Origin of the sequence: Leifsonia williamsii, assembly GCF_030433685.1 — a bacterium.
In the GTDB taxonomy this organism is placed as follows: Bacteria; Actinomycetota; Actinomycetes; order Actinomycetales; family Microbacteriaceae; genus Leifsonia; species Leifsonia williamsii.
In genome coordinates this window covers 821,357-831,935 of record NZ_JAROCF010000001.1, presented here as the reverse complement: position 1 = coordinate 831,935, position 10,579 = coordinate 821,357, and the positions used below count along the sequence as shown (strand labels likewise).

Annotated in this window: 13 protein-coding genes; 9 read left to right on the top strand and 4 right to left on the bottom strand. The window is 71.2% G+C overall.

All coding sequences use genetic code 11. The annotated features are described in order from the left end of the window. The first annotated feature begins 13 nt into the window (after nucleotides 1-13). The 3 genes from P5G50_RS03965 to P5G50_RS03955 all read left to right on the top strand — a co-directional run bounded on the left by P5G50_RS03965 (nucleotide 14) and on the right by P5G50_RS03955 (nucleotide 2,061). Nucleotides 14-538, top strand: a complete 525-nt coding sequence (locus tag P5G50_RS03965) for an isoprenylcysteine carboxyl methyltransferase family protein (protein WP_301211832.1) — start codon at nucleotides 14-16, stop codon at nucleotides 536-538. Continuing rightward, entirely contained in the window at nucleotides 535-1,578 is a 1,044-nt protein-coding gene (locus P5G50_RS03960; RefSeq protein WP_301211831.1) for an NAD(P)/FAD-dependent oxidoreductase, read from the top strand. The genes P5G50_RS03965 and P5G50_RS03960 overlap by 4 nt, the downstream gene beginning before the upstream one ends. 243 nt (nucleotides 1,579-1,821) lie before the next feature. Next, entirely contained in the window at nucleotides 1,822-2,061 is a 240-nt protein-coding gene (locus P5G50_RS03955) for a ParB family protein (protein ID WP_301211830.1), read from the top strand. Nucleotides 2,062-2,122: 61 nt separating this feature from the next. On the opposite strand, the gene P5G50_RS03950 is transcribed toward P5G50_RS03955, so the two are convergent. The 4 genes from P5G50_RS03950 to P5G50_RS03935 form a co-directional block, all read right to left on the bottom strand. Next, a complete protein-coding gene (locus P5G50_RS03950; RefSeq protein WP_301211829.1) occupies nucleotides 2,123-2,533 on the bottom strand; it encodes an META domain-containing protein in 411 nt (136 codons plus the stop codon). Between the two features lie 291 nt (nucleotides 2,534-2,824). Next, nucleotides 2,825-4,714 carry a hypothetical protein gene (locus P5G50_RS03945; protein WP_301230569.1) on the bottom strand — a complete coding sequence of 630 codons (1,890 nt, stop codon included), beginning with the start codon at nucleotides 4,712-4,714 and terminating at the stop codon, nucleotides 2,825-2,827. An 89-nt stretch (nucleotides 4,715-4,803) separates the two neighbouring features. Then, nucleotides 4,804-5,889, bottom strand: a complete 1,086-nt coding sequence (locus tag P5G50_RS03940; protein ID WP_301211827.1) for a hypothetical protein — start codon at nucleotides 5,887-5,889, stop codon at nucleotides 4,804-4,806. A gap of 40 nt (nucleotides 5,890-5,929) precedes the next feature. After that, nucleotides 5,930-7,129 (bottom strand): MFS transporter, encoded by a 1,200-nt coding sequence (locus tag P5G50_RS03935; RefSeq protein WP_301211826.1) that lies wholly within the window; start codon nucleotides 7,127-7,129, stop codon nucleotides 5,930-5,932. A 131-nt stretch (nucleotides 7,130-7,260) separates the two neighbouring features. On the opposite strand from P5G50_RS03935, the gene P5G50_RS03930 reads away from it, so the two are divergent. The 6 genes from P5G50_RS03930 (at nucleotide 7,261) to P5G50_RS03905 (ending at nucleotide 10,566) form a co-directional block, all read left to right on the top strand. Further along, a complete protein-coding gene (locus tag P5G50_RS03930; protein ID WP_301211825.1) occupies nucleotides 7,261-7,713 on the top strand; it encodes a MarR family winged helix-turn-helix transcriptional regulator in 453 nt (150 codons plus the stop codon). Between the two features lie 37 nt (nucleotides 7,714-7,750). Continuing rightward, the gene (panD, locus tag P5G50_RS03925; RefSeq protein WP_301211823.1) at nucleotides 7,751-8,167 is read left to right on the top strand and encodes an aspartate 1-decarboxylase; all 417 of its coding nucleotides are present in this window, start codon (nucleotides 7,751-7,753) and stop codon (nucleotides 8,165-8,167) included. A gap of 132 nt (nucleotides 8,168-8,299) precedes the next feature. After that, a complete protein-coding gene (locus P5G50_RS03920) occupies nucleotides 8,300-8,629 on the top strand; it encodes a PadR family transcriptional regulator (protein WP_301211821.1) in 330 nt (109 codons plus the stop codon). A 1-nt stretch (nucleotide 8,630) separates the two neighbouring features. Further along, the gene (locus P5G50_RS03915; RefSeq protein WP_301211820.1) at nucleotides 8,631-9,017 is read left to right on the top strand and encodes a DUF1048 domain-containing protein; all 387 of its coding nucleotides are present in this window, start codon (nucleotides 8,631-8,633) and stop codon (nucleotides 9,015-9,017) included. Then, nucleotides 9,014-9,793, top strand: a complete 780-nt coding sequence (locus P5G50_RS03910) for an ABC transporter ATP-binding protein (protein WP_301211818.1) — start codon at nucleotides 9,014-9,016, stop codon at nucleotides 9,791-9,793. Before P5G50_RS03915 ends, P5G50_RS03910 begins: the two co-directional genes overlap by 4 nt. Continuing rightward, nucleotides 9,790-10,566: an ABC transporter permease gene (locus P5G50_RS03905; RefSeq protein ID WP_301211817.1), complete on the top strand. Its 777-nt coding sequence runs from the start codon at nucleotides 9,790-9,792 to the stop codon at nucleotides 10,564-10,566. Before P5G50_RS03910 ends, P5G50_RS03905 begins: the two co-directional genes overlap by 4 nt. The last annotated feature ends 13 nt before the right edge of the window (nucleotides 10,567-10,579 follow it).

Sequence of the window (10,579 nt, the reverse complement as noted above, 5' to 3'; positions counted from 1 at the left end):
TCCGGGCTGCGGCATGATCTGGTACGTGATCCTCGTCCTCGCGACAGGGGCCGAGCGCATCGCCGAGCTCGTCGTCTCCACCCGCAACGCCAGGTGGTCGTTCGCGCGCGGCGGGGTCGAGTTCGGTCGCGGCCACTTCCCGCCGATGGTCGCGCTGCACACCGGGCTGCTGCTGGCGTGTCTGGCCGAAGTCTGGTTCCTCGACCGCCCCTTCATCCCCTGGCTGGGCTGGCCGATGCTCGTCCTGGTGCTCGCCAGCCAGGCACTGCGCTGGTGGTGCATCGGCGCGCTCGGCCCGCGCTGGAACACGCGCGTGATCATCGTGCGCGACCTCCCGCTCGCGACCCGCGGCCCCTACCGCTGGCTGAAGCACCCCAACTACGTCGCGGTCGTCGTCGAGGGCTTCGCACTGCCGCTCGTCCACACCGCCTGGATCACGGCGATCGCCTTCACGGTGCTCAACGCCATCCTGCTGCTCGCCGTGCGCATCCCCTGCGAGAACCGCGCGCTGGCGACCGTCGTCCCCGCACGCACATGACCGGTCCGGCCCTGATCGTCGTCGGGGGCGGTCCCGTGGGGCTGGCGTGCGCGATCGAGGCGCGGCTGTGCGGGCTGGAAGTCGTGGTCGTCGAACCGCGGACCGGGCCGATCGACAAGGCGTGCGGCGAGGGCCTCATGCCGGGCGCGCTGGCCGCGCTGCACCGGATCGGCGTGGACCCCGCCGGGCGGACGCTCGGCGGCATCGCGTACGTCGACGGTCCGGCGCGCGTCGAGCACCGCTTCGCGGACCGGCCGGGGCGCGGAGTCCGCAGGACGACGCTGCACGCCGCACTGGCCGCGCGCGCCGACGAGCTGGGAGCAGAGCGCGTCGCCACCCGCGTCACGGCGTTGGAGCAGCACGGCGACCGCGTCTCGCTGACCCTCTCGGACGGTTCCGCGATCGAGGCGCCGTGGGTGATCGCGGCCGACGGCCTCCACTCGACCGTCCGCCGCCTGCTGGGGCTCGAGCGCCGAGCGCAGGTGGAGTCGCGCCGCCGCTTCGGGGTGCGCCGGCACTACGCGCTGGCGCCGTGGACGGACCTCGTGGAGGTGCACTGGTCGTCCCTTGCCGAGGCGTACGTCACGCCCGTGTCGGACGAGATGGTCGGCGTCGCCGTGCTCGGCTCGCGCCCGCTCGACCAGGACGGTGCGATCGCCGCCCTCCCCGAGTTGGCCGCCCGGCTGGAGGGGGCGAGCCCGGTGAGCGATCTGCGCGGCGCCGGGCCGCTGCTGCAGCGCTCGCGGGCGCGCGCCGCCGGCCGGGTGCTGCTCGCGGGTGACGCCTCCGGATACGTGGATGCGCTGACGGGCGAGGGGATGCGGGTCGGCTTCGCGCAGGCGCGTGCCGCCGTCGCCGCGATCCGCGACGGCGATACCGCGCGCTACGAGCGCGCGTGGCGCGAGACGACCCGCGACTTCCGGATGCTCACCTCCGGGCTCGTGATGGCGGCGCGGTCCCCCTTCCGGCCGCGCATCGTGCCGGCCGCCGTCGCGCGGCCGCAGCTGTTCGGCTCGATCGTCGAGCGCCTGTCGCGCTGACCGTCGCCACCACCGCGGGTCGCCCGTTCCGGCCGGTTTTTCGTGGCACCCGAAAAGGGTGTCGCGCCGTAGTAGAACGTGTAGTATGTGACGCACGTTCTACTGCATTTCACATACTGCGAGGTCACGATGAGCTCAGGTGCTCCTGCCGATTCCGAACTCTTCGCCGACGCCGGAGGGTCGGGTGGGTCGGGCGGTTCCGCGGGCGCCACGGGTCCCACCGGTGCTGGTCGCGGGGGCGGCGTGAGTCGCGCCTCGCACGGGCGGACGACCATCACCTTCTATCTGAGCGACAACTTGCGCAACCGCGCCCGCGCCGCGTACCGGTCCACGTCGTTCCACGAGAAGGATGCGAGCTGGTCCGAGATGCTCACCAAAGCTCTCCTGGCCGAGGTGGAGCGGCGCGAGCGAGCACACAATTCCGGCCAGCGCTTCCCCGGAAGCGAGGAGCCGTTGAATCCCGGCAGGCCCATCGGGTACTGACGGGACCAGGACGCCCCGCCGCGGTCTCCCTCCGCCCCCGCGGCGGGGTGTCCACCTTCTCCTACTGCTTCTCGAGCGTGCCGATCTTCTTGTTGGAGTCGTCGTAGACGATGAGTGTCTTGCCGTCGACGGAGGCGGTGGAGGCCTTGCCCAACCACTCGTCCACGCCCTCGCAGGCCATCATGGTCGACGCGAGGTTGCCGAAGCGGAACGTGTCGCCGCTCACGGTCCCGGTGCCGGTCAGTCGGTTGCAACCGTCGGTGCCACTGACCTTGCCGTCGTCCTCGATCGTGAGGTTCGGCTGGCCCGACGCCGAGCTGCCCCAGGTTCCCGTGAACGCGGCGGTCTCGCCGCCGGGAGTCGCGCATCCGGCGAGCGCCGCCAGCAACGCCGCCGCGGCGAACGGCACGGCAAGACGACGAGGAGCCCGCCGGAGGCGAGCGGACGGAACAGAAGCTGCTGCTGTGCTCATGGCGACACGGTAGCGGGCTGCCCCGCGCCTATGGAATGACTGATCGACCGGACGGGTGGGAGACGTCGAGGGATCGGGCGAGGGGAAGGGGCCCGTTGGGTGGGTCGCGGTCGCGGTCTGCGTGGCGTCTGGATGGGAGGCGGTGCCGACTCGGCAGTACTGGAGGGGCGCGCGTCGGGTGTGGTGCGTTGTCGGCCCTGGTCCGCGGCGTGCGGAAGCGGTGGGGCGCCGGATTCCGACGCCCCACCGCGTCCGCTGCTTCCTGGTGTTGCCTCGCCGATGCTCCTTTGCTTACCGGAGCGCGCGGCGCCGCTCGCGGGTGCCGGGGAGCAGGAGCGCCAGCACCCCGAGCAGGGCGAGGAGGGCCGCGATGCCGCCGAGGCCGAGCTCGTCAGAGCCGGTCGACGCGAGGCTGCCGGCCGCACCGCGCGACGTGCCGAGGGCCATGCCGTTCATCACGCTGTCCGCCATGCCCGCCGAGGCGCCGGCGGATCCGGCCAGGGCCGCCGCCGAGCCGATGCCGGCAGTGATGGCGGAGCGGTCGGTCGTCGTGGCCGGGCCGGCCGGGGTGCCGGGAGTGCCGGGAGTACCGGGGTTACCCGGAGTACCAGGGGTCCCCGGAGTACCAGGGGTGCCCGGCGTACCCGGCGTACCCGGCTCACCCGGCGTCGTCGGATCAGTGACGGAGCCGTTCGCCGAGGTGTCGCCGATCACGCTGATGGCGTTCCCACCCACGGTCACCGGCACCTCCACACCGATCGGAAGACCGATGCCGTCGAGGATGCCCGCATCGGGGCCTCCACCGATCACCTCGGTTCCGCCACCCGTAGCCGGAGCCTGGGTACCGGTCCCCGAGGTGCTCGAGTCACCCACACCACTGATCGCGTTGCCGCCGACCGTAACGGGTAGGGCGGCGTCGATCGGAGCCTGGATGCCCGAGAGCAGCCCACCATCGTTGTCGCCTCCCGTCGTGGTGGTGCCACCAACAGCCGGCACCGAGGTGGACGAACCCGAGGTCGCCGAGTCGCCAACCACACTGATCGCGTTGCCACCAGCAGTCACCGGCACAGCCGCATCGACCGGCGCCTGAACGCCCGACAGCAGGCCACCATCCGACGATCCGCCCGCGACCTCACCGGAGCCACCAGCAGCCGGAGCCGACGTGGACGAACCGGAGGCGGCCGAGTCACCGACCACGCTGATCGCGTTGCCACCAGCCGTCACCGGCACAGCGGCATCGACCGGGGCCTGGATGTCAGTCATCAGGCCGCCATCCGAGGAGCCACCGACGACCTCACCGGAGCCACCAGCAGCCGGAGCCGACGTGGACGAACCGGAGGCGGCCGAGTCACCGACCACGCTGATCGCGTTGCCACCGACGGTCACCGGCACAGCCGCGTCGACCGGCGCCTGGACGCCCGAGACGATCCCGTCGCCAGCACCGCCCGTCACCCCCGTCGACCCACCAGCAGCCGGAGCCGACGTGGACGAACCCGACGTGGCAGAGTCACCCACAACACTGATCGCGTTACCACCCGCCGTCACCGGCACAGCCGCATCGACCGGGGCCTGGATATCGGTCAGCAGGCCACCATCCGAGGAGGCACCGCCGACGACCTCCGTCGAGCCCGGGGCCGGCGCCGTGGCCGTCGCGTCGGACGACGAAGCGTCGCCGACCACGCTGATCGCGTTGCCGCCGACCGTCACCGGCGCGGCGACGTCGATCGGGGCTTGGATGCCGGAGGCGATACCTCCGTCACCCGAGCCGCCCTCCACCGTGGTGGAGTCGCCCGCCGGCGCAGACGTGGACGAGTCGGCCGACGACGCGTCGCCGATGACCGACACGCCGTTGCCGGCCACGGCGACCGGGACCGCCACGTCCACCACCGCCTGGTCGCCGCTCAGCACCCCATCGATGGACGACGGCGAGAGCGAGACCGACGGGGCCGCGGGGGCGGCCGGTGCCGTGGTCGAGGAGTCCGCCGACGAGGAGTCGCCGAGGACCGAGATGCCGTTCCCGGCCACCGTGACCGGGATCGAGACTCCGACGACCGCCTGGTCGCCGGTGGCGATGCCGTCGCCGGCGGGGGCTTCCGCGGCGTTCGCCGCAGCCGTTCCCGCCAGCCACAGGCCGCCGACGGAGAGGGTGAACCACAGCCCTCTCGAAACGAACTTGTTCATTATTCAGCCTTCCGAATGAGTGTCAGTCCGCCGCGCAGAAGGCGCGGTGGGATGGTCGCGTGCTGCCGTCGAGGGCAGCTGCGACCCACTCAGTCGGGGCTGATGTCGTGGTCGGCGACGGGCGAGCCGGGGATCCGGTCGTCCGAGGGTCCACCGAGAACGCCGAGATGGGCGCCGGCGGGAAGCTGCGTGCCGTCCGCGAGGGCGGCGAAGGCCGGCGCGGAACCGCCTCCGGCGGTCGTGGAGGAGCCGGTCGCCCCGGACGGCGAGCCGGGAGCGGGCAGCGGGTCGCCACCGGGCAGGCCGGGCAGACCCGGCAGACCCGGAAGACCGGGGATCCCGTGACCGGCTGAGGCGCCGGACCCGAGGACATCGGCGGCCTGAACCACGCCCGGGAGGAACGAGAGGGCCTGCGCCGATGCCAGGCTCCGCGCCTCCGCGGCGAGCGCAGCGAGCGCAGCAGCCCGAGCCGCATCGGCAGCAGGCGCATGAGGCGCACCCGGCACATCGACGCCGGACCCGTCGCCCGAGTCCTTCCCGCCAGGCAGCCCAGGCATCCCGGGAAGCCCCGGAACACCGGGCACGTCCACGCCCGGCACGTCCACCCCCGCGGGCGGCGTCGTCACCGGCTGCGTCCCCTGCCCGACCGCGTCCGCGACGCCGCCGACCGCACCGTCCACGACATCCGCGACGGGCGTCACGACCGAGCTCACCGGCGCATCGCCGAGCAGGCCGCCGACCACATCCCCGACGACCGGGGTGGAGGCGACGACCTCGTCGACCGTGTCCGTCACGGGCGTCGTGACGGCGGCGACGGGCGCCTGGGCCGCGACGTCGGACACCGTGTCCACGACCGGTGCCACCACCTCCGACACCACCTGCTGGACCGGGTCGGGCACCGCCGGCGCCACAGCCGCGGTGACCGTGGACACGGTGGAGCCGACGCCCTGCGTCACCCCCGACACGGTCGAGTCCAAGCCCTGCGTCACCGACGAGACCACCGAGCCGAGCGGCGCAGGAGGCGCCTGTTCGTCGGCCGAGGCGGGCGATCCGCCGAGGAGGAATCCCAGGACGGTGATACCGGCGCCCGCGATGAGCGAGCCGGCCAGCAGGCGCACGGGACCGCGCGAGCGGGGCAGCTGCAGAGCTGCGGTTTCCGTATCCAGCGCGATCACCCCCTGACCGTTCGAGATGGTCGGGAATGTACCCCCCTGTCTACCGGACGGGAAGAGCGTCCTCACGGATTTTTTCAGATCGCGCGCGTGATGTTCGTTCGACGAACGCGGCCACGGCGATCACGATCAGCGCGCCGACGGTCATCAGGGCGCCGACCCACAGGGGCGACGTGTAGCCGAGCCCGGCGGCGATGGTCAGCCCGCCCAGCCAGGCGCCGAGGGCGTTGCCGACGTTGAACGCGGCGATGTTGGCGCCGGAGGCGAGCGTCGGCGCATGCTCGGCGTGGCTCAGGACGCGCAGCTGCAGGGGCGGAACGGTCGCGAAACCGGCCGCACCCATCAGCACCAGCGCGATCACCGCCGCGATGCCGTTCCCCGCGACCAGCGCGAAGACGCCGAGCACCGCCGCGAGCACGGCCAGGAGCACGAGCAGCGTCCCGTCGACCGACCGGTCGGCCAGCCTCCCGCCGAGCGCGTTCCCGACGAACAGCCCGACGCCGAAGAGGATGAGGAGCCACGGCACCGCACCCGACGGGAACCCGGCGACCCCGGTCAGCGTGTAGGCGATGTACGTGAAGGCTCCGAACATCCCGCCGAACCCGAGCACGGTCGCCGCCAGCGAGAGCCACACCTGCCCGGAGCGGAAGGCGCTCAGCTCGCGGCGCAGGCTCGGCGCCTCGGCGTCGGAGTCGGCGGCCGACTTCGGCACGAGCACGGCCACGCCCACGAGGGCGATCACGCCGATGACGGTGATCGCCCAGAAGGTCGACCGCCAGCCGAGCGCCTGCCCGAGCAGGGTGCCGAAGGGCACGCCCAGGACGTTCGCGGCGGTGAGGCCGGTGAACATGATCGCGATGGCGCGCGCCTTCTTGTCCGGCGTGACGAGGCCGGCCGCGACGACCGAGCCGATGCCGAAGAACGCGCCGTGGCAGAGCGCCGCGATGATGCGGCCGGCGAGCATCGTGCCGTAGTCGGGTGCGAGCGCCGAGAGGGCGTTGCCGGCGATGAACAGCACCATCAGTCCGAGCAGCGTGGCCTTGCGGGGCAGCCGCGTGGAGGCCGCGGTCAGGCCGAGCGCGCCGACCACGACCGCGAGCGCGTAGCCCGAGATGAGCCAGCCGGCGGTCGCCTCGTCGACGTGGAAGTCGGCGGCGACCTCGGGCAGCAGCCCGGCGATGACGAACTCGGTGAGGCCGATGCCGAAGCCGCCGAGGGCGAGCGCGATCAGGCCTGCAGGCATGGAGACTCCTGGGAGGAAGAGGGGATGGACGGGACAGCGGCTACTCTTAGTAGTTGCAGACGCGTCATAAATAGTTGCACGCGCAAGTATTTTTCGCAACCCACCGCTTTCGGCATTCCGAGGAGGAACCCATGGGGATCGCAGACGACGCCGTCGAGGTGCGCGCGCACGGCTGGCGGACCCTGGCGGCCCTCCACGCCTCCATCGAGAACGTCCTGGAGCGCGCACTCACCCGCGATGCCGGCCTCTCGGTGGTCGAGTACACCGTGCTCGACGCGCTCAACCGGCAGGACGGCTGGCACATGCGCATGCAGCAGCTCGCGCGGGCCAGCGCCCTCAGCCCCAGCGCGACCACCCGGCTGGTCAACCGGCTGGAGGAGCGCGGCTTGCTCACCCGCGTCGACTGCCTCGACGACCGCCGCGGCATCTACACCGAGCTGACGGCGGGAGGCCACGAGCTGCTCGACCAGGCCCGCCCCGTCCACGACGCCGCTCTCGAGCAGGCGCTTGCGGACGCCCGTGACATCCCCGAGCTCGCCGCCCTCGTGGAGGCGCTCCCCCAGCTGACGCTCGCCGCCCGCTGAGCCCATCCACCTCACGCCACGAACCGGAGGGCACCCCATGCTCCGCACCATGTTCAAGTCCAAGATCCACCGCGCGACCGTCACGCACGCCGACCTGCACTACATCGGCTCACTGACCGTCGACCAGGACCTGCTGGATGCAGCCGACCTCCTCCCCGGCGAGCAGGTCTCGGTGGTGGACATCGAGAACGGCAACCGCTTCGAGACCTACCTGATCGCGGGCGAGCGCGGCAGCGGGGTCATCGGGGTCAACGGCGCCGCCGCCCATCTCGCGGGCGTCGGCGACCTCGTCATCGTCATCTCGTACGCGCAGCTCGACGACGCCGAGGCGCGCGCCTTCGTACCCACGGTCGTGCACGTCGACGAGCACAACCGCATCGTCGCGCTGGGTTCGGACCCCGCGGAGGCGATCGTGCCCGGCGTCGAGACGCCGCCGTTCGCCGTGCGCGGCTGAGGCCGCCGCCACCTCCACCACCCCCCTCGCCGAGGTCGTTCCACGACTTCGGTATTCAGTGTTGCTATCTACCGGTACTCGGCGTTACTATCTAGCAGTACTCAGCAACACTGATTAGCAAGGGAGGTTCCGATGGGCAGCCAGCAGACGGAGATGCTCAAGGGGACGCTCGAGGGCATCGTCCTCGCCATCCTGTCGGTCCGGCCCGCCTACGGCTACGAGATCACCTCGTGGCTGCGCGAGCAGGGCTTCACCGACATCGCCGAGGGCACCATCTACGCCCTCCTCGTCCGCATCGAGCAGCGCGGCCTCGTCGATGTGGAGAAGGTCCCCTCCGAGAAGGGCCCGCCGCGCAAGGTGTACTCGGTCAACCCGCAGGGTCGGGAGTACCTCAACGAGTTCTGGAGGACGTGGAGCTTCCTCGCAGAGCGCATCGAACAGCTCCACCGGGAAGGGAACTGACATGGCAGCCAAGTGGATCGAGCTGGTCACCGGATCGCTCGAGCAGAAGAAGGAATACCGCCAGTACAAGAAGCGCATGGAGGCGCTGGCCGAGCCGTACCGCGGTGTCGCGAAGGCGGTCTTCCGCTACTTCATGTACAACGGCGGCCTCGTCGAGGGCGACGCGATGATGACGATGATGCGCGACTTCGTCGAGCTGTTCGAGCAGGCCGCGGCCGATGGCACGCCGGTGCGCGAAGTCGTCGGGGCCGACCCGGTCGAGTTCGCCGACGCCTTCACCGAGGCGTACATCGGCAAGCGGTGGATCGACAAGGAGCGCGCCCGGCTCACCGAGGCCGTCGAGGCGGCCGAGACGGGCGACGCCCAGAAGAAGGGAGACGAATCATGAGCACGCCGACACTCGAACGCACACCGGCCATCGCGGTCCGCGGACTGGAGAAGTCGTACAAGGACCTCCAGGTGCTCCGCGGCGTCGACTTCGAGGTAGAGCCGGGCAGCATCTTCGCCCTGCTCGGCTCCAACGGCGCCGGCAAGACCACGGCGATCAAGATCCTCTCGACGCTGCTGAAGGCGGACGGAGGCTCGGCCGGCGTCAACGGCTTTGACGTGACCGCCCAGCCGGCCGACGTGCGCGAGTCGATCAGCCTCACCGGCCAGTTCGCCGCGGTCGACGAGCTGCTGAGCGGACGCGAGAACCTCATCCTCGTCGCCCGCCTCCGGCACCAGAAGAACCCCGCACGAATCGCCGACGACCTGCTCGCGCGCTTCTCGCTCACCGAGGCGGGCGGCCGCAAGGTCGGCACGTACTCGGGCGGCATGAGGCGGCGGCTCGACATCGCGATGAGCCTGATCGGGGAGCCGCCGATCGTGTTCCTCGACGAGCCGACGACGGGTCTCGACCCGCAGGCGCGCATCGAGGTGTGGGAGGCCGTGAAGGGTCTCGCACGCCGGGGCACCACGGTGCTCCTCACCACCCAGTACCTCGACGAGGCGGAGCAGCTGGCCGACCGCATCGCGATCCTCCACGAGGGCCGCATCATCGCGAACGGCACGCTGGCGGAGCTGAAGGCCCTGCTGCCGCCCGCGACCGTCGAGTACGTCGAGAAGCAGCCGACTCTCGAGGACGTGTTCCTCGCGATCGTCGGCGGGAAGGAGCAGTCATGACCACCGCCAACTTCGTCGTGGACACCACCGTCCTCACCGGGCGCTCCATGAAGCACATCACGCGGAGCCTCGACACCATCATCACGACCGCGCTCATGCCGATCGCGTTCATGCTGCTGTTCGTGTTCGTCTTCGGCGGCGCGATCGACACCGGTTCGCACACCGGCTCGTACGTCGACTACCTGCTGCCGGGCATCATGCTGATCACGGTCGCGACCGGGGTCTCGTACACGGCCTACCGGCTGTTCATGGATCTGCAGGGCGGCATCTTCGAACGGTTCCAGTCCATGCCGATCGCCCGGTCGAGCGTGCTCTGGGCGCACGTCCTCACCTCGCTCGCCGCCAACCTGATCTCGATCGTGCTGGTGGTGCTGGTGGCGCTGCTGATCGGCTTCCGCACCGGCGCGAGTGTGCTCGCCTGGCTGGGCATCGCAGGCATCCTCGTGCTGTTCACGCTGGCGCTCACCTGGATCGCCGTGATCGCCGGCCTCACCGCGAAGAGCGTGGATGCCGCGGGTGCGTTCTCGTACCCGCTGATCTTCCTGCCCTTCATCAGCTCGGCGTTCGTGCCGACGGAGAGCATGCCGGGGCCGGTGCAGTGGTTCGCCGAGAACCAGCCGGTGACCTCCATCGTCGACAGCATCCGTGCGCTGTTCGCGGGCCAGCCGGTGGGCTCTGACCTGTGGATCGCACTGGCCTGGTGCGTCGGCATCCTGGTCGTCGCCTATGTGCTGGCGAACGTGGTGTACCGCCGGAGGATCACGGCCGGGTGATGACGTCGAACGA